The following is an 18,779-nucleotide window of genomic DNA, read 5'->3' as shown; positions in this document are numbered from 1 at the left end:
CTTCTACAGATACTTTATTCACCCCACTTGCTTAAAGTTTTAGTGAGCTTGATGGCGAGCATCTGTTGGCTTTTAAATTCGGGCCATTCACTATAACTAACAGAACTTTGTTTGCTGGGGTACTTAAGTAAGAATATCCTTCACTACGTGTCCATGAACATCAGTTAGGCGGAAGCGACGTCCCTGAAATTTGAAGGTGAGTTTCTCATGGTCAATGCCCAGCAGATGAAGCAAAGTCGCCTGGAAATCGTGTACGTGTACGGGCTTATCAGTAATATTGTATCCAAACTCATCGGTAGCTCCGTAGGTGAAGCCTTTTTTCACTCCGCCCCCGGCCATCCAGATGGTAAAGCAGCGGGGGTGATGGTCACGCCCGTAGTTGGTTTTTGTTAGTTTGCCTTGCGAATAATTCGTTCGTCCGAATTCCCCACCCCAGATCACTAGTGTGTCTTCCAGCAGTCCCCGTTGTTTCAAGTCCATCACCAAAGCGGCTGAGGCCTGATCGGTTTCTTTCGCTTGGGCTTGAATGGCGTTCGGTAAATTACCGTGCTGATCCCAGCCCTGGTGGTAGAGCTGAATAAAGCGAACATCACGTTCGGCGAGGCGACGAGCCAGTAAGCAGTTGGCGGCAAAGGTTCCTGGTTCGCGGGCATCTTCACCGTACATATCGTAGATGTAATCGGGTTCACTTGAGGTATCCATGATTTCCGGTACGGAGGCTTGCATCCGATAGGCCATCTCGTACTGGGCTACTCGGGCATTGATCTCCGGGTCACCCAAGCTCTGGTGCTGGGCTTCCTGAAGTTGATTCAGATAATCAAGTTGCATCCGGCGGTCATTAGGATCAACCCCCGCAGGATTATTTAAGTACAGTACCGCATCTTTTCCCGCCCGAAACTGTACACCCTGGTGCTGGGAAGGTAAAAATCCATTGCCCCACAAGCGAGCGTACAGCGGCTGACCGCGTTTATTTTTGGTGACCAGCACCACAAAGCCTGGTAAGTTCTCATTCTCGCTACCTAACCCGTAACTCAACCACGAACCAATACTCGGCCTACCGGAAAACTGAGAACCTGTTTGAATGAAGGTAATGGCCGGATCGTGATTAATCGCTTCGGTGTACATAGATTTTACGAAGCACAACTCATCCACAACTTTAGCAGTATGTGGCATCAGCTCACTGACTGGGGCGTTTGAGCTTCCGTAGTGGGCAAAGTCGAACTGGGAACCCGCCAGAGGGAAGGACGACTGACCCGCACTCATACCGGTAAGGCGTTGTTCGCCCCGAACGGATGCAGGTAAATCTTTACCATTCATTTCTCGCAGTAGTGGTTTAGGATCAAACAGTTCTAGCTGAGAAGGGCCACCACTTTGAAATAGGTAAATTACCCGTTTTACTTTGGGGGTAAAATAAGGCGATCCCACGCCACCTTGTTCCTTTGCCAGCGACTTGAGCGGATTAATCAAGGAAGCCAGACTAACCGCCCCTAACCCTAGCGAGGTTTTGGTGAGAAAATCCCGACGAGAATATTGTTGTTCGTAATTATTGCAGTGATCCATATTCAGCGTACTTTTCAAGAGGGTAATTACCTTTTCGTATAAAATTCATCGTGGTTCAATAAAGTACTGGCGATCATAGCCCAAGCCGCACTTTCGGTTCTATCCAACTGTTGATCAACGGGGTATTCGCCGATCGCCAATAACGAATCAGCCTGAGCGGGCGATGAGGAAAACTTCTCCTTAGCCTCGGTGAATAATCCCTCCAGAATATCTACCTCCTGCGTAGTGGGCTTGCGTCCGGTGGCTAAACGGAAGCCATAGTTGATTTTCTCATCGGTCGTTTCACCACCCTTAGCCAGTACTCGCTGACCCATCACCCGGGCGGCTTCTACAAACTGAGGGTCGTTCAGTAGTACTAATGCCTGTAGCGGAGTATTGGTACTTTCTCGTTTCACTGTGCAAACATCCCGGTTAGGTGCATCGAAGGCAACCATAGCGGGGTGGGGGCTGGTTCGTCGGATAAACGTATACAGGCTACGTCGATAAAGACTATCTCCCTCATCCTCTTTGTAATGAAGTAGTTCGTGGGAAAAGCTGCCTTTCTCAATCCAGAGACCTTCGGGTTGATAAGGTTTCACACTAGCCCCGCCTATTTTCTCAACTAGCAGCCCACTAGCAGCTAAGGCATTATCCCGAATTATTTCTGCCGGAAGCCGCTGGGAAGGCCCCCGAGCTAGCCAAATATTGTCTGGATCATCCTTCACCTGATTTTCGTCCTGTACCGAAGCCTGTCGGTACGTGCCGGACATTACCATCGTTTTTATCAGTCCCTTCACATCCCAGCCGGATTGCCGGCCACCGGATTGTCGGCCACCGGATTGCCGGTCACCCGATTCGCGGAAGGTAACTGCCAGCCAGTCTAACAATTCCGGATGGGAGGGAAGGCTACCCTGAAAGCCAAAATCGTGGGGCGTATCCACAATTCCCCGTCCGAAGATAAGCTGCCAGTAGCGGTTGACGGTCACTCGGGCCGTCAGCGGATTTTCTTCACTGAATAACCATTTTGCTAACCCTAGACGGTCGCGGGAGAGATCCTCGGGAAACTGTAGTACGCTTCCGGGAGTAGCTGGTGGTACTTGTTCGGTAGGCGCGTCGTAAGCTCCCCTGTCCAGCACAAACATGGGGCGGGGCTCCGGCTCTTCTTCCATTACCATGATTTCAGTAACGTCATCTACTACCTCCATTCGTTGCTGAACTAAGTCACGTAACTGCTGTTGCTTCTTCTGATACGGTTGGTGCTTTCGTTTTAGTACGTGCGTAATTTTAGCTTCTTCCGGGAGTTCGTCTTGGGCTATTTTCTTGTCAGACACTCGGTTGTATAGTTGAGCAATCTCTAATGGAGTTAAATCCTGATGGAAGACGTGGATTTCGTCTACCGCGCCTTTGTAAATGCCAAACTCACCCGTAAATGCCCGATACGATTTACCCAATTGAATAGGCTGATTCGTTGGCTGGTGATTGCCACTACTAATCGTTCTGATTGATTTGTACAATCGGTCGTAAAGCGCATTGGTGGCTACGGATCGACCATTCACGTAGATGTTTACGTTAGCTGCTTTTCCTCCACCGTCGTAGGTAAACGCCAGATGCGACCATTCACCTACCGGAATATTTGCCAGACTTTTAGTATGAACCATATTATGGGGCAGGGAATGGATGAGCTTTACCGCCGGGTGATTGGTGCTATCGAGATAAAATTCCCAGCCCCGCCAGAAATTATTTTTATCTCCAGCAGTGGCCATGATGGTCTGAATCTTTTGATCTACATCGGGCTTTACCCAAACGGATGCCGTAAACGGCTCGTTTATTTCAAACTGTCCAATTTCCTTCAACGCAAGCGTTTCGTAGCCATCATCAAAATGAAGTGCCTGCCCTTTAGTGCCATTTACTAACTGTGGCTCACTAGATATTCGGGTTTTGGGGTTGTGGTCAATCGTTCGGTAGGAATTCCCTTTAGCATCTTTGGTGGAAGACATTTGCTCTACCGGAAAATAACCGACAGGTTGGGGTACAGCTACGGTATTTTTGCCTGACAATTGATCGAGATACTGAACGAGCGATTCTTTATGTTGAGCAATCTCAGCTAGATCACCCTTCAACTGTTCGGTCAGGTCGTCGAGCGAATCTATAGTTTGCTTTTGTGGGTCAGAAGGCAAAAGTAGCATTGGCCCGTAGTCACCATCATCCCCGGTCATACCCAATTCTCGCACATTATTGAAAAAAGCCGCCATGCTGTAGTAATCCTTCTGAGAAAGCGGATCAAATTTATGATCGTGACACTGAGCACATTCCAGCGTTAATCCTAAGAATACAGTAGCTGTGGTACTAGATCGGTCAAACACGTACTTCAGCCGGAACTCTTCATCAACCACTCCGCCTTCTCCGGTCATGGGGTGGTTGCGGTGAAAAGCCGTTGCCAGTTTTTGCTCTCTATTAGCATCCGGCAATAAGTCGCCCGCTAGCTGCCAAGTAGCAAACTGATCGTAGGGCAAATTTTCATTGAAGGCTTTAATAACCCAGTCACGCCAGGGCCACATGGTTCGTGCTCCATCAGCGTGCATTCCGTGAGAGTCGGCGTAGCGGGAAACATCCATCCACTCCATCGCCATCCGTTCGCCGTAGGCGGATGATGCCAGCAGTCGATCAACTACTTTCTCGTAAGCCCCCTCCGAATCATCAGCGAGAAAGGCATCCATTTCCTCAATAGTGGGCGGGAGTCCAGTTAAGTCAAGGGTTACCCGGCGTAACAGGCGTTGCTTGTTAGCAGGTTTGGAAGGAGAAAGCCCTCGGCTCTCGAGAGTAGCCGCTACAAAGTTGTCAATAGGATTTTTTATAAACTCGGCAAATTGCTTGCTTTCCGGTACTTCGGGCGTTGAGGGGGGAATAAACGCCCAGTGGGGTTTGTACTCGGCTCCTTGCTCAACCCACTTGGCAATCGTAGCTATTTCTTCGTCGGTTAAACTTAAGTTGGACTCAGGCGGGGGCATAACCAATTCGGGATCATCGGATAACATACGCTGTAAAGCGTGACTTTTGTTCCAACTACCCGGCACAAACGCTTTTTTACCGCTTTCTAAAGCAGTGTAAGCCCCTTCTTCCGTATCGAGTCGAAGGTCGGCTTCTCGAGTATTGTTGTCTTGACCGTGGCAGGCAAAGCAGCGATCTGACAGAATGGGCTTTACGTGGTAATTATAATCAACCGTCTCGGGTAGGGTCTCATAAGCCTGAGCCACTTCTTCAGGAAGCTTTTGCTGGCAGCACCATAAGCTGCCGATAATACAACAGTAGATAAGCGTTCGAATATATCGGGGGTAAATCATAGTCATGAGAATCGCTAATGGGAAAGATATTAAAATTAGCGCAGAATGGAAACAGGTAAACAATTAGCAGTGAACAGTGTGCAATGAACAATGTGTAGAGAATGGTAAGTAGCGGACTATGGAATATTGAAAATTAGCAATTCACCCGTTTTACAATATCACTTATCAATTGTTCACTGCTCATTGTACATTGTTCATTGCGACCAGAACTTATTATATTGAGCGATAGTAAATCTACACATTATGTTGCTACGAGCTATCCTGTCCTTTCTGGTAATCTTCTTCAGTACTCTTCTAACCGCTTTTGCTCAAACTGATACGGTTCGGATTACTCTAAAGGCAATATCAGGATTACAGTACGATCAGGTGCGGCTGAGTGTGCCTCCCGCCGTCTGGGTAGAGCTTACCCTGATGAATACGGACGAGATGCCTCACAACTGGATCATGACTCAGCCCGGTACGCGGGAAGATGTAGTGGGTATGTCACTGGAACTTGCCAAGCAAGGCAGCACCGATTATGTTCCGGAATCTGATAAGGTACTACAAGCGATTCCGTTGATATTACCGGAGGAGAAATATACCATTTCATTCCAGGCACCTCAGCAGGAAGGAATTTATCCTTACGTATGCACTTATCCGGGACACGGAGCCGTGATGTACGGTGCCATGTACGTGACTAATAATCAGTTACCTCCTTTAGCGACTGATGAGAATGTGCCCGCTAGTCGCCGAGATGACGAAAACGTGGCTGAGGAAAAACCACCTAAGCATCCTTATCCCGATATTCTTCCGGCCATGTACCGCACCTTTATGCCCAATTGTGGCCCAGCGGGTATTGCGGTAGGCTTGCTGGGTGATATCAGCTACTGTTGGGATGCTGGGCAGTGCCGACTTCGCTACGTCTGGAAGGGAGGCTTCATTGATTTAGAACAGCATTGGTCGGGTAAAGGAAAGGAGCTAGCAGAAATTGTAGGAATGGTCTTTTATCGCGACAGCACTGAATTCCCGTTTCGAGTAGGAGAAGATCAAGAAATTCCTACCGTAGAGTTTTTGGGTTACGAGATGAAGAATCGTTATCCTACATTTAAGTACCGCCTGAATGATGTGGAAGTTACCGAACGTATTGTGCCTGCTTTTGAAACTCCGGGCATCAAGCGAATGCTTACCTTCTCGGGGCTAGACCAGCCCCTGTGGTTTATAAAAGGCCAGGATGATGTGTTGTACTATAGCAATCAGGGTGAGTGGGAAGATGAGAAAACCCTGCGTCTCAGCCCAGAGGAAGCCCAGGAGTTTATAATAACGATCACCGAAAATATGAGCGAGATATGAGAAGATACAGTTTGGTAATTATTGTTACGATCTGGATCGTAGCTGGATGTACCCTTCAGCCAGTAGAACAGGAAGTAGGTGTTATTGACGATCAGCGTATCGATAATTTCTATTCAGTGGAAGATGTGCCATTGCCGGAAGGATTAACCGCCGAGATAGGTGGTATGGATTTTATGCCGGATGGACGGATGATCGTCTGCTTCCATCGGGGTGAAGTGATGACTTACGATCCCCGGGAAAAAACCTGGGAACTATTTGCTGAAGGGTTGCACGACCCGCTAGGAATACTAGCTCTGAACAATTGGGAAGTACTGGTGATGCAACGCCCTGAACTCACCCGATTAGTTGATAATGATAACGATGGGGAAGCTGAGGAATATCTCGTAGCCACCGATGATTTTGGTATATCGGGTAACTACCATGAGTTTGCCTACGGACCTGCTTACAACGGTAAAGACCTTTATATCGCCCTGAATTGTGCTTCCAAAAACGCAGGAATCTGGGATGAGGTGCGGGGTGAGACCAATATGCTGGGAGAAGTTGCTGGGATGTATTCAGCGGTAGAGTACCGGGGCTGGGTGATGAAACTACGGGAGGACGGAGTGCTCGAGCCAGTCGCCAGCGGCTTTCGTTCGCCCGACGGTATCGGCTTTGACTTGGAAGGAAATTTGTTTGTGACGGATAATCAGGGAGATTGGCTAGGGACTAGTAAGTTGTACCATATTGAGGAGGGAAATTTTTACGGCCAGATTTCCAGCTTAGTCTGGCGCGAAGACTGGAATGGCGACCCCGAAGCAACTCCAGTATCTACCTTGGATAGTATGCGAACGAGAGCCGCCGTACTGTTTCCCCACAATATCATGTCAAATTCTCCTACCCAGCCATTGGTTATCCCCGAGAATAGTAACTTTGAGCCGTTCGCCGGGCAACTGCTGGTAGGGGAAATGGATTTTCCTCGGATTATGCGGGTAATGCTGGAGAAGGTAAACGGAAAGTTTCAGGGAGCTTGCACCTCGTTTATAGATTCTGCCGGACTATCCATTGGTAATCACCGAATGGTTTTTGACCCGGAAGGTAATCTGTGGGTAGGTAAATCGGCTTATGTTTGGGTGGGCGACCAGGGTATTCAGCGTATTCGCTACAATGGCGGAATGCCGATGGATGTGCTTCAGATGAACGTAACTCCCCAGGGTTTTAAGTTAACATTTACTCGTCCAGTAGACCGAAAAATGGCTGAAAAGCCAGATAATTATCAATTCAGCCGCTACTACTACGCCTACCATCAAAAATACGGTTCACCCCGAATGGATGAACAGTCAGTAGCGGTAAAGGAAGTTCAGGTTTCAGAAGATGGTAAAGAAGTGCTACTAACCCTAGCTGAAATGAATCCTGGTTACGTATACGACCTGCAAATAGATCAGCTAAACAGTATGAAGGGAGTTGCTCTAAAAAACAGACGATTGTTCTATACGTTGAACGAGGTGCCTACTAATCAGACTGCACTTAGTAGTCGGTAAACTAATACTCGTAATCTCGTATACTTTATTAATTGAAAAGTGATAATGGACAAGGGAAAATGAATGATGGCAAAGGACTAATGATGATTTAACAATTCAACCATCGAATTCTATGGAAATGGAACATTATCTCGTACTGCGAGGTCGCCAAATGCATCAGATGACTGACGAAGAGTTCTACCGCTTCTGTCAGGATAACCGCGACTTACGCATTGAACGTAATGAATACCAAGAAATCATTATTATGTCACCTACTGGATCACTGTTAGGGTACCTAAATACCGAAATCTTACGGCAATTAGCCAATTGGAATCAAGCTACGAAGCTAGGTAAAACCTTTGATTCATCCACCGGATTCAAATTGCCCGATGGCTCTAACCGCTCGCCGGACGCTGCCTGGGTATCTAACGAAGCCTGGAACCGATTAAGTGAAGCCGAAAAGCGCAAATTTGCCCCGCTGTGCCCCGAATTTGTTATTGAACTAAAATCAGACACGGATGATGTAGAAGATTTGAAGAAGAAAATGCAGATGTGGCTAACTAACGGTTGTCGATTAGCTTGGCTGATTGATCCAGATGAAGAGAAAGCCTATGTATACAGGCCGGATCGGGCAGTTGAATCAGTAGAAGGTTTTGATCAAACTCTTTCTGGAGAAGATACATTGCCCAGTTTCTCTTTAGACCTTTCCTTACTTACTGATGAATAATGAATGATGAGTAATGATTAATTTTGTTTTTCACTGCTCGTCAGTCATTACTCACTATTCATTCGTCATTATTCATTAATTCATGCCCTTAATCACCCTCAAAACTAAAATACAGGCTCCGGTAGAACGCTGCTTTGATCTGTCGACTAGTATTGATCTACATAAGAAATCCGTAGAACATACGCAAGAGGAAGTGGTTAGTGGTCGAACCAATGGACTGATGCAACTCAATGAAGAAGTAACCTGGCGGGCGAAGCACTTGGGGGTATGGTTTGTCATGACTGTTCGGATGACTGATTATGAGCGGCCTTACTATTTTTGTGATGAAATGGTGTCGGGACCATTTCAATCAATGGCGCATCAGCATTACTTTGAAGAGCTAAACGAAGGTACGCTGATGATCGATAAGTTTCGCTTTGTTTCTCCGCTAGGAGTACTCGGTCGTTTGGCAAACGCTACTGTACTGAAAAAACACCTAACTGAGCTATTGTTTACCCGCAACGAGGCGATTAAAACCTTTGCCGAAACCAATCGCTGGCAAGAAGTCCTGCCCAGTTAGTCTACAACTGGTTTAAAAAGATGGTTTTTGCTTACTAACCCTCGAGTTTGTGAGAAAAATAGCGTAACATAGCTCATTAATTCTGGCGTCTTTAAGTATGCAATGTCGCACTATCTACAATCACTACCTATTTTATGAAGTATTCCTTAACCCACCTCAGTGTATGCATCGCTTTGCTTTTCTTTCTTTCTTCTTGTGGCGATGAAGGGCGATTTGCCGTCTCATTCTCTGAATCTCTCAGCGAAGAACCACTCGACGGACGGTTACTACTTTTAATATCAGATAACACCGAAGATGAGCCCCGCTTTCAGGTGAATGATGGACCGAATACTCAGTTGGCATACGGAATTGATGTCAACGAATTAAAACCGGGTAAAGAGACCTATTTTAGTGATACAGTCTTTGGCTATCCGCTAGAAAGTATGGCGAATATTCCGGCGGGGGAATACTACGTGCAAGCTCTGTTACATAAGTATGAAACTTTCAATCTGGCAAGTGGCCACACCGTTAAGCTACCGATGGATCAGGGCGAAGGGCAGGTCTGGAACCGATCGCCCGGCAACCTATATAGCACCCCACAGAAGATTACCTTTGATCCTGAAAATGATGAAACTTTCTATATCACGCTAGACCAGGAAATACCACCAATTGAGAAGCCGGAAGATACGAAGTATATCAAGCATGTGACCATGCAGAGCGATTTGCTCACGGAGTTTTGGGGGCGACCCATGTATTTGGGAGCTAATGTACTGTTGCCCGAAGGCTTTGACGAGCATCCTGAAGCCAAGTACCCGATATGTATTTTCCACGGACATTTCCCCTATACCTTTCGGGGTTTTCGGGAAGACCCACCTGACCCGGATTTGGTGCCGGACTATAGCGAGCGTTTTCAGATGGAAGGTTACAACCGCATTCAGCAGCAGGAAGCTCATAATTTTTATCAGACCTGGACGGAGCCAGATTTCCCTCGGATGATTATTATTGAGATTCAGCACCAGAACCCGTACTACGATGATTCCTATGCGGTAAACTCGGCCAACCTCGGTCCTTACGGTGATGCGATTACGCACGAGCTGATTCCCTACATCGAGGAGCAGTTCCGCGGAATTGGCGAGGGCTGGGCGCGTTTTCTGTACGGCGGTTCTACCGGCGGGTGGGAAGCCTTAGCCGCTCAAGTACTGTATCCTGAAGAATATAACGGCTGTTTTGCGGCCTGTCCTGATCCGATTGACTTTAGAGCATATACGGTAGTGGATATTTATCAGGATACCAACGCCTACTATCTACCCAGCAAATACAAAAAGACCCCTCGCCCTGGTAAGCGAGATTACTTGGGACACGTAAGCTCTACACTGGAAGATATGAACCACCGCGAACTGGCGTTGGGAACCAACAGTCGTTCAGGACAGCAGTGGGACATTTGGCAGGCGGTGTATTCCCCGGCGAGTGAGAATGGTTATCCTAAGCCCATTTGGAATAAAAAGACCGGCACCATTGACCCCACCGTAGCGGCTTACTGGCGGGAGAATTACGATCTGCGCCACATTCTGGAACGAGACTGGAGCAAACTCGGCCCCGAATTGCAAGGAAAGATTCACATCTACTGCGGAGATATGGATAATTATTATCTCAACAATGCCGTGATGCTGATGGAAGAGTTTCTGGTAAACACCGAAAACCCCCACTACGATGGTGAAGTAGCCTACGGCGACGGTGCCGAACACTGCTGGAATGGCGACCCCGAACAGCCTAACGCCATCTCCCGCCTCCGATACAACACCATGTATGTCCCCAAAATCCTCGACCGAATCAAAGAGAGCGCCCCTTCCGGTGCTGATTTGACTAGCTGGCGTTATTGATAAGAAGAAATAATCCAATACGTTCTTCCCAGCTGAGCGATAGCAAATGCCGGGGGCTCCTTCATTTTAAAGGGGAGATGCCGGAATTCGCCGGGCGCAGAGCCTCATCCGGCACTAATGTAACTACTCCGATAAAGTGTCAGTCACCGTAGACAGTGCTTCCTCCAGCTTAGCCAACTCCGCTAGCATACTGAGATGTGTTAATAAACCCGGATGTAGTGTGCGTTCGTTCTTAAAAATTTGTCTGGATTTATTGAACCACCTCATACAGGGTAACCTTAAAGGAGAATAATACTGGGCTACTAAGCAAGAAACACCGGAATGTGCTATCACTTGTCCGGTGATGCGAAATTAGACAGGGAAAAGATGCTAATTTTTACCTGTAGATAATTCAGAGTCAGTAGACATAGAGTAAGGAGCATCTTCGGGTTGAGTGCCTCGGGATCGGTTAGGCGTATCGCTCATGGTTAGCTCTAGGGTTCCACCTTGCAGAATAGCTTCGTGCGTGAGATAGTTTTTGATGTAGGTTTGTCCGTTTAGCTCGGCTTCCTGAATGTAGGGAGTATTGGCTTGATTATCTTCAGCGGAAATAATCCAAGTGTTACCGTTGGGCAATTGTAACGTAACCTTTTCAAACAGCGGGCTGCCGAGCACATATTGATTACTTCCGGGGCAAACCGGGTAGATTCCCAATGCGGAAAATACGTACCAAGCGGAGGTTTGTCCGTTATCTTCGTCGCCGCAATAGCCATCGGCTTGCGGAGTGTAGAGCTTGTCCATAATCATGCGGACGTGTTGCTGGGTTTTCCAGGGCTGAGCTGCGTAAGCGTAGAGATAAGGCATGTGCTGGATGGGTTGGTTGCCGTGGGCGTACTGCCCGGTGTTCACAATCTGCATCTCCCGAATCTCGTGAATAGTGAAGCCGTAGTAGGAATCATCGTAGACCGGGGGCATCACGAAAACCGAATCTAGCATGGCTGCGAAAGATTCTTGGCCACCCATCAGCTCGGCTAAGCCGTGTATATCCTGAAAGACTGACCAGGTGTAGTGCCAGCTATTGCCTTCGGTAAAAGCATCGCCCCACTTAAAGGGGTTGAAGGGTGACTGAAACTCTCCGTTTTCCAGTTTGCCTCGCATTAGCTTGGTTTCATCGTCAAACAATTCACGGTAGTTCTGCGCTCGTTGGCGATACAGATTTACTTCACTTTCTGGCTTGCCGAGGACTTCGGCTAATTCGGCAATGCAGTAGTCAGCGTAGGCGTACTCTAGTGAGCGAGCCGCATTTTCGTTAATGTCCACATCGTAAGGCACATAGCCTAACTCATTGTAATATTCGTAACCGTAGCGTCCTACCGATTTTACCGGGCCAACTCCGGTAGTGTTTTTAATAATCGCTTCGTACAGCGTTTCGATATCGTAACCGCGAATTCCTTTGAGGTAAGCATCAGCAATCAGTGAGGCCGAATTAGAACCGATCATTACGCTGCGGTGCCCCGGACTCGCCCACTCGGGTAGCCAGCCACTTTCTTTGTAGGTGTTCACCAAACCCTGCATAACCTTAGCATCTAGCTCCGGGTACATCAAGGAAAAGAAGGGAAATACCGCTCGGAAGGTATCCCAGAAACCATTGTCAGTATACAAATAGCCCGGTAGCACTTCACCATTGTAGGGACTGTAGTGTACCGTATCCTGCTCGGCAGTAATTTCGTGCAGTGGGCGAGGAAACAGCAAGGTGCGGTAGAGACAAGAGTAAAAAGTTTTACGCTGGTCGTCGGTACCACCTTCTATCTGTACTTTGCCTAATTCATTCTCCCAAACTTGCTGGCTCTCGCTACGCACTTCATCGAAGGTGCGGTCACCAATCTCCCGATTTAGGTTAAGCTGGGCTTGTTCGGAGCTAATGAAAGAGGAGGCAACCTTTACCTGTACTACTTCACCCTTAGCAGTTGAGAAACCAATCAGTGCTCCCGTATGGTTACCCGTAGCTTCCGTACCTTCCCGCATCACCGAGTCTTGCCAGGTGTAGGTCACGGTAAAATCGTGGTCAAACTCCAATACAAAGTAGTTATGAAAGTTATCAGGTACCCCACCATGGTTGTTACGGCAGTAGCCTACAATCTTACGTTCTTCAGGAAGAATTTGCACCTGTGAGCCTTTGTTGTAAGCATCTAGTAAAATAAATGCTGAATCGGTTTTAGGAAAAGTAAAGCGAAAAAAGGCAGCTCGTTCGGTAGGCGTTACTTCGGTATTTACGTTATAATCGGCCAGATATACCTGATAGTAATGGGGCTTAGCGGTTTCGGCTTTGTGCGAAAACCAGGAAGCCCGCTTTTCTTCGTCGAACACCGGAGTACCCGTCATGGCAAAGAGGGAAAAAGCGGCGTAATCGTTTAGCCAGGGGCTGGGTTGATGCGTTTGCTTGATCCCTCGGATTTTGTTGGCATCGTAGGCGTACATCCAGCCATCACCATTCGGAGCGGTTTGGGGTGACCAGAAATTCATACCCCAAGGACGGGCAATAGCCGGATAGGTATTTCCGTTGGACAGCGAGAATTCCGAATCAGTGCCCATCAGCGGATTCACGTAGTTGGTTAATGGAGTTGGTTGGGCAAAAGAGTGGGTAACAAGGGTGAGTGATACTAGCCAAAGTAGCCAGTAGCTACGTGTATTAGAATTAGCCATTAGGTCAGCAAATAGGTAAGGTAGGGCACGAAGGTATAACATTTTAAGAGAGAGGCCTAACGAGGCTATCTTATCTACGTTGCCATCATTCTGGAAAAAAGTTTAGCGAGTGAAACTGGTTGCTAATTTTGAAACTACGCTTTTATCCTTACAAGAGAGAATTAAGGTTAGAGAGTAGGGTTGCGAGGTAGCGTAATCATCAGACCCTGTTCTCCGTCTCTATCTATCATCTCTAGCCTTCCCTGATGCAACTCACAAACCTCTTTGGCAATCACCAGTTCGAGCATCCCCCGTATTTTTAGCCCAGTTACATCGAGCATTCCTAAGCGGGACGAGCGGTCGAGTACCCGTTCTACCGATTCTTTGGACAACTTAACCCCAGTAGAAGTAATACAAATTGTAACTTGGTTTGGATTGTAGGAAGGAGGGGTTGTAATAGATATTTGGCTGTTTAGTTCAATATGCTTGATAAGATATACCAGTGATTCTTCGATAGCCTTAGCAAAATTGACAGGCTCAACCTGAACGATTATGCTTTCATCAATATCTGAGTACGATAGCTCAGTTTTTCGGGTATTGGGCTTCAGGTAGAAGTTATGTAGTCGTTTTTCAACGAAAGGCTTTAGCTGGGTTTCCTCCAATGTAAACTGCACTTTGCTGGATTGAAGGTGCAGTAGATTAACCAATCCGTGAGCTAACGTTAGTATTTCGCCCCCAAAGTTGTAGATTGTGTCGTAAAGATGAAGGTGCTGATCTAGCCCCGCTCCGGCAGCTTTTGACTTCAGCAGTTCGGATAGCCCCATAATATTAGTAATAGGTGCCGAAAGTTCGTGAGCCAGCATAAAGGTGACTGTATCTAAGCTTTCTACCTGTTCTTGCAACAATCGGCTGCTCTCTATAGAATTTGATACATCGCTAATGTGTCCGGCAATATACTTTATCTCGTTCTCCTGCTCAATAACCGGAAAAGTGCTGATTTTTACCCAGGTAATATTCGGCAAACTATCACCAGCCCGCACCTCAATTTCATCATTGTAATCGTTTTCTTGAGAGAGGTTGGCAAAAAACTGGTCGTAATCTTGCTGACTTTCGGGGTGAATATACTGGCGAAGGTCTTCCCGAGCTTCTTCGGGAGCGTAATAGTCGTTAGACTTCTCGTCATAAAATTGCTCACTAATAAAAATAGTTTCCTTCTGGTCGCGACTCCAAAGAAAGAAAAAGACCGGAATGGTGTTAACGATCTTTTCGTACAGGTTTTCCATAAAAAGGGATCAAATAGAAAGTAAATCAGCATGATGTAGCCTACCTGAGCGCGCCACGCTGCCAAGAGTCTATCACGTAGCCGAATTGCTGGTGCTCGGAATATATAGCGAAAAAGTAGTACCCCGATTGGCATCACTATCAACCTCTACACTACCGTTATGCATCTCTATAATACCTTTTACTAAGGTAAGGCCCAACCCCCATCCTTGGGCGTTTATGTCTTCGGTGCGGTAGTAAAGATCGAACAGTTTGTCTAGTTTTTCGAGGGGTATTGGATTTCCTAGGTTGTGAACCTGAACTACGGTTTTTTGTTCGGTTTGATTAAACGATAAAGTGACCACCCCGCCCTGAGAACCATATTTAACTGCGTTAGAAATTAAGTTATTAATTGCCCGACTTAGCGTGGGGGCATCCCAGTAACCTACTATCTGTTCTTGAGAGCTTTCGATCTTAATCAGATTACGCGTAGCGGGCTTTAGTCCTTGAAGAGAATTTTTCACCTCCTGGAGTAAATCGCTTTCAACTTTTTGGAGTGGTATCGGATTACCGGATTGAATAAGATTGACATCCATTAACGTGTTAATCAGATTGTTTCCTTGCTCGGCACTCAGTTTTATTCCTTGCAAAGCCTTTGAAATGAATGAGTCTGCCGGGGAGGCCAATCTTTTTTCCAGAAGCTCTACCAGTTGTTTAGTATTACCCAAAGGAGTGCGAATATCGTGTGAGAGGGTAGCAATAAACTGGTCGCGTAAATCATCTCGCTCTTCCAGTTCGTTAATGAGTTCTTCCGCTTTTTCAATAGCCTGCTGATTCTTTTCAATATGAATACGGGAGAACACGGATGAAGCCTGCTCCACCGCTTGATCAATGGCGTACATAATACCATCGCGCTCCCGAGCTTCTAATCGCCCTTCCTCTTCGTCAGTAACGGCAAAAATGGTTTCCTTCAGCAAACGATATTCTCGTATAATCTGGTCAACGGTGTATTCGGTATAATTGGCTCGCTCTTGGCCGTGGCGGTCGCTTTCGTAAACAATATCACGATTATCGTCCGAAGCTAAGGCATCAGCCAACGCATCTAACAAATCAGGGACACTGTTTCTGATAATAGGAAGGGTTCTTTTTCGCGCATCGGGTATTTGATTTAGTACCCGGCCAATCCATCGATCAAGAATTTCTTGTTTTCTAACTCGAATAATCTCAGCGGCGCTGTTGGTGCTCATACCGTAGGTGGTGAATGGTTGGCTGTTTGCGTTATTGTACGGTCTATAACACTAATTGTTTGAAAGATAATACCTGATTTTGATAAACAGCGATCCACCTAAACTCCTTCTTTCACCGAAAACTTGTAGGCAGTAGTAGTACGGTAAGTTTCGCCCGGGCGCAGTACTACCGAGGGGAAATCAGGTTGATTGGGCGAGTCGGGAAAGTGCTCGGTTTCCAGGCAAAGAGCAGATCGTTTTTCGTAGCTAACACCACCTTTTCCGACGGCAGCACCATCCAGGAAATTGCCGGAATAAAACTGGATACCGGGTTCTGTGGTAAATACTTCCAGAAAGCGTTTGGACTTGGGGTCAAATACAGTGGCGGCCCGAGTGGGGCCATCGTTCGCGTTATTCAGTACCCAGCAGTGATCGTACCCTAGTCCATTTTTTATTTGCGGATGATCGGCATCAATACGGTTCCCAATGACGGTGGGCTGAGTAAAGTCAAAGGGTGTCCCATCCACCGGCTCTAGCTCGCCAGTAGGAATTAGAGCCTCACTAATCGGTACGTAGCGGTCGGCACTAATCATCAGCTCGTGATCTAAAATGGTAGTGGCTGGATCGCCCGACAGATTGAAGTAGGAGTGATTTGTCAGATTGACGACGGTGGGTTTATCAGTTGTGGCTTCGTAATCAATCCGCAGGGTGTTATCGGTTTGCAGGGTGTAAGTTACTTGGGTATCTAGGGTGCCGGGGTAGCCTTCTTCTCCATCAGGGCTAGTGTAACGCAAAATAAGTTGAGGGCTCTCGTCGGAAGTAGCGGTATCGGCTTGCCACACTACTTTATCGAAGCCTTTAATACCTCCGTGTAAATGGTTGGGGCCATTGTTGGTAGCCAGAGAGTACGTTTCGCCGTCTAGCGTAAACTTACCGTTGGCAATACGATTACCGTAGCGGCCTATCAGTGCTCCGAAGTAAGAAGGTTCAGTTCGGTAGCCCTCCATATCGCTGTAGCCAAGTACTACATCCGCTACGGTACCTTGGGCATCGGGCACTCGCCAGGCGGTGATAATTCCGCCGTAGTTGGTAATGTCTACTTCAGTGTCTCCATTGGTTAAAGTGTAAAGATCAACTGTGGCACCACTCTCGGTAGTACCAAACGACTTTTTCGAGATAGAAGAGGTAGGCATAGTTTCAGTAGTTTTTTGTTGTTGAGTAGGGTTGCTTTGGCAAGCAGCTAAACCCAAGAGCCAGATTAAAAATAGTGCTCTCATAAACGAAAGGTTGTATTAAGTTAGGTTGTAAAATACAAGAGACCTGAGCACAATTGCAACAAATAGTAGAGGGAAGTCGGAAGACCGAAGACTGAAGATTGTACGGACTTCGGGTTTCAGCCCTCCCGTCTTGAAAATTCTTTTTAGAAGCGATTCGCTATTAATGGCAACTTTTAGTATAATTCAGCAGTTAGTTACCTCACCCCAAAACGCATGAGGCGGTATTATTGGTTTTTCCTCCTCTTTGATTTCTTACTTTTCTGGTATCCGGTTCTGGGGCAAGAACAGGGTCTTGTTGTTACCAATATTCAGCTTTCGGGGCTTAAGAAGAGCAATGAAGATTATCTGCGTAATTTCATCAAGACTACTGTGGGGCAATCGTATCGTCAGTTGCAAGCTGAAGAAGATCGACAACAACTGATTCGTGTTCCTGGCATAGGTAATGTAACGGTGTTAGTCGATACGGTGGAAGATAAACAGGTGAGAATTGAGTTTGCGGTTGAGGAGCAGCGTACACTTTTGCCCATTGCTGGCCTGGGCGGTGTTACTGATAATTTCTGGTTTCAGCTAGGTTTGGCCGAATATAACTTTTTGGGTAAAGGGCAGACACTGTTGGGCTATTTTCTAAGTAATAATGGAATCCCAAACGGGCAAATTTTCTTTCGTAATGAGCGGGTCAGGGGACAGCCTTGGGGCTACGCCATTGATATTCGGCGAATAGGCACACCCGAGCCACTATTTTTTCCTGAGGCTACAGTTAACTATGAATATACCAACACCAGTACGGGCATCACTGGTATTCGTCATATCGGATTTAACCGAAAAATAGAACTAGGGGTTAACTTTTTTATAGAAGAATATGAGAAAGATGAGGAGGAAGAGTTTCCGCCACTGCCCGGCCCAGATCAAGTGCGCCAAGATAAATTGCTTACCAGACTGAGTTTTGAGACCAATCACTTGCAGTACGATTATTTTTACCGAAATGGCTCGTACTGGCGGGCGATTGGGCAATCAGTCTATACCTTCGATGACAATTCTCAATTCTTTAGTCTCTTTCTGGAGCGTATTCAGTACTGGCGACCTTACCAGACGGCCAATATTGCGGTTCGTGTAAAAGCCGGTATTGCTACCAACAACGATTCTCCCTTTGCACCTTTTGTGCTGGATAGTCAGGTCAATATTCGAGGATCGGGCAACCGGGTAGATCGGGGCACCGCTCAGGCAGTGGTCAACGCTGAGTTTCGGCAAACGGTGTTTCAAATTTCTCACTTTGCCGGGCAGGTGGTGGGCTTTGCCGATACGGGAACCTGGCGAAAACCGGGTGGGGAATTAGAAGATATAGTCAGCCGTAAAAATATTCGGCAGTTTGTTGGTCTAGGGGTGCGGTTAATCAATCAAAAAGTATTTGGCGCGGTTCTCCGCTTTGATTATGGCGTTGATGTTTTTGATACCGGAGAGCGAGGAGCTGTTATTGGAGTAGGGCAGTATTTTTAGTGATATTCAGC

At 47.0% G+C, this 18,779-nt stretch carries 12 protein-coding genes; 6 read left to right on the top strand and 6 right to left on the bottom strand.

What is annotated here, in order from left to right; all coding sequences use genetic code 11:
* Window positions 1-123: 123 nt before the first annotated feature.
* Window positions 124-1,560, bottom strand: a complete 1,437-nt coding sequence (locus P0M28_RS06750) for a DUF1501 domain-containing protein (protein ID WP_302208919.1) — start codon at window positions 1,558-1,560, stop codon at window positions 124-126.
* Window positions 1,561-1,586: 26 nt separating this feature from the next.
* Complete coding sequence (locus P0M28_RS06745) at window positions 1,587-4,880, bottom strand: DUF1553 domain-containing protein (RefSeq protein ID WP_302208918.1); 3,294 nt, start codon at window positions 4,878-4,880, stop codon at window positions 1,587-1,589.
* Window positions 4,881-5,123: 243 nt separating this feature from the next.
* Here P0M28_RS06745 and P0M28_RS06740 point away from each other — a divergent pair, with 243 nt between their 5' ends.
* From P0M28_RS06740 to P0M28_RS06720, 5 genes are all read left to right on the top strand, one after another.
* A complete protein-coding gene (locus P0M28_RS06740) occupies window positions 5,124-6,209 on the top strand; it encodes a plastocyanin/azurin family copper-binding protein (RefSeq protein WP_302208917.1) in 1,086 nt (361 codons plus the stop codon).
* The gene (locus tag P0M28_RS06735; protein WP_302208916.1) at window positions 6,206-7,726 is read left to right on the top strand and encodes a DUF7133 domain-containing protein; all 1,521 of its coding nucleotides are present in this window, start codon (window positions 6,206-6,208) and stop codon (window positions 7,724-7,726) included. The genes P0M28_RS06740 and P0M28_RS06735 overlap by 4 nt, the downstream gene beginning before the upstream one ends.
* 112 nt (window positions 7,727-7,838) lie before the next feature.
* Window positions 7,839-8,432 (top strand): Uma2 family endonuclease, encoded by a 594-nt coding sequence (locus tag P0M28_RS06730; protein ID WP_302208915.1) that lies wholly within the window; start codon window positions 7,839-7,841, stop codon window positions 8,430-8,432.
* 82 nt (window positions 8,433-8,514) lie between these two features.
* Window positions 8,515-8,991 (top strand): SRPBCC family protein, encoded by a 477-nt coding sequence (locus P0M28_RS06725; protein WP_302208914.1) that lies wholly within the window; start codon window positions 8,515-8,517, stop codon window positions 8,989-8,991.
* 134 nt (window positions 8,992-9,125) lie between these two features.
* Window positions 9,126-10,850 carry an alpha/beta hydrolase-fold protein gene (locus P0M28_RS06720; protein ID WP_302208913.1) on the top strand — a complete coding sequence of 575 codons (1,725 nt, stop codon included), beginning with the start codon at window positions 9,126-9,128 and terminating at the stop codon, window positions 10,848-10,850.
* A gap of 369 nt (window positions 10,851-11,219) precedes the next feature.
* On the opposite strand, the gene P0M28_RS06715 is transcribed toward P0M28_RS06720, so the two are convergent.
* The 4 genes from P0M28_RS06715 to P0M28_RS06700 form a co-directional block, all read right to left on the bottom strand.
* On the bottom strand, window positions 11,220-13,574 hold the full coding sequence (locus P0M28_RS06715) for a GH92 family glycosyl hydrolase (protein ID WP_302208912.1): 2,355 nt from the start codon (window positions 13,572-13,574) through the stop codon (window positions 11,220-11,222).
* A gap of 125 nt (window positions 13,575-13,699) precedes the next feature.
* On the bottom strand, window positions 13,700-14,794 hold the full coding sequence (locus tag P0M28_RS06710; protein WP_302208911.1) for a PAS domain-containing sensor histidine kinase: 1,095 nt from the start codon (window positions 14,792-14,794) through the stop codon (window positions 13,700-13,702).
* Between the two features lie 72 nt (window positions 14,795-14,866).
* Window positions 14,867-16,018, bottom strand: coding sequence for a sensor histidine kinase (locus P0M28_RS06705; RefSeq protein WP_302208909.1), 1,152 nt, complete (start codon window positions 16,016-16,018; stop codon window positions 14,867-14,869).
* A gap of 98 nt (window positions 16,019-16,116) precedes the next feature.
* Window positions 16,117-17,274, bottom strand: coding sequence for an aldose epimerase family protein (locus P0M28_RS06700; RefSeq protein ID WP_302208907.1), 1,158 nt, complete (start codon window positions 17,272-17,274; stop codon window positions 16,117-16,119).
* Window positions 17,275-17,487: 213 nt separating this feature from the next.
* Here P0M28_RS06700 and P0M28_RS06695 point away from each other — a divergent pair, with 213 nt between their 5' ends.
* Entirely contained in the window at window positions 17,488-18,768 is a 1,281-nt protein-coding gene (locus P0M28_RS06695) for a BamA/TamA family outer membrane protein (RefSeq protein WP_302208906.1), read from the top strand.
* The last annotated feature ends 11 nt before the right edge of the window (window positions 18,769-18,779 follow it).

It is taken from the genome of Tunicatimonas pelagia (genome assembly GCF_030506325.1).
GTDB classification, from domain to species: Bacteria; Bacteroidota; Bacteroidia; order Cytophagales; family Cyclobacteriaceae; genus Tunicatimonas; species Tunicatimonas pelagia.
This window is presented reverse-complemented; position numbering and strand designations above follow the sequence as displayed.

Excerpts from the sequence above, each read along its gene's own strand:
- P0M28_RS06695 (WP_302208906.1), top strand. The coding sequence starts at position 17,488 with ATGAGGCGGTATTATTGGTTTTTCCTCCTCTTTGATTTCTTACTTTTC.
- P0M28_RS06705 (WP_302208909.1), bottom strand. The coding sequence starts at position 16,018 with ATGAGCACCAACAGCGCCGCTGAGATTATTCGAGTTAGAAAACAAGAA.
- P0M28_RS06735 (WP_302208916.1), top strand. The coding sequence starts at position 6,206 with ATGAGAAGATACAGTTTGGTAATTATTGTTACGATCTGGATCGTAGCT.
- P0M28_RS06750 (WP_302208919.1), bottom strand. The coding sequence starts at position 1,560 with ATGGATCACTGCAATAATTACGAACAACAATATTCTCGTCGGGATTTT.
- P0M28_RS06700 (WP_302208907.1), bottom strand. The coding sequence starts at position 17,274 with ATGAGAGCACTATTTTTAATCTGGCTCTTGGGTTTAGCTGCTTGCCAA.
- P0M28_RS06720 (WP_302208913.1), top strand. The coding sequence starts at position 9,126 with ATGAAGTATTCCTTAACCCACCTCAGTGTATGCATCGCTTTGCTTTTC.
- P0M28_RS06715 (WP_302208912.1), bottom strand. The coding sequence starts at position 13,574 with ATGTTATACCTTCGTGCCCTACCTTACCTATTTGCTGACCTAATGGCT.
- P0M28_RS06725 (WP_302208914.1), top strand. The coding sequence starts at position 8,515 with ATGCCCTTAATCACCCTCAAAACTAAAATACAGGCTCCGGTAGAACGC.
- P0M28_RS06730 (WP_302208915.1), top strand. The coding sequence starts at position 7,839 with ATGGAAATGGAACATTATCTCGTACTGCGAGGTCGCCAAATGCATCAG.
- P0M28_RS06710 (WP_302208911.1), bottom strand. The coding sequence starts at position 14,794 with ATGGAAAACCTGTACGAAAAGATCGTTAACACCATTCCGGTCTTTTTC.
- P0M28_RS06740 (WP_302208917.1), top strand. The coding sequence starts at position 5,124 with ATGTTGCTACGAGCTATCCTGTCCTTTCTGGTAATCTTCTTCAGTACT.
- P0M28_RS06745 (WP_302208918.1), bottom strand. The coding sequence starts at position 4,880 with ATGATTTACCCCCGATATATTCGAACGCTTATCTACTGTTGTATTATC.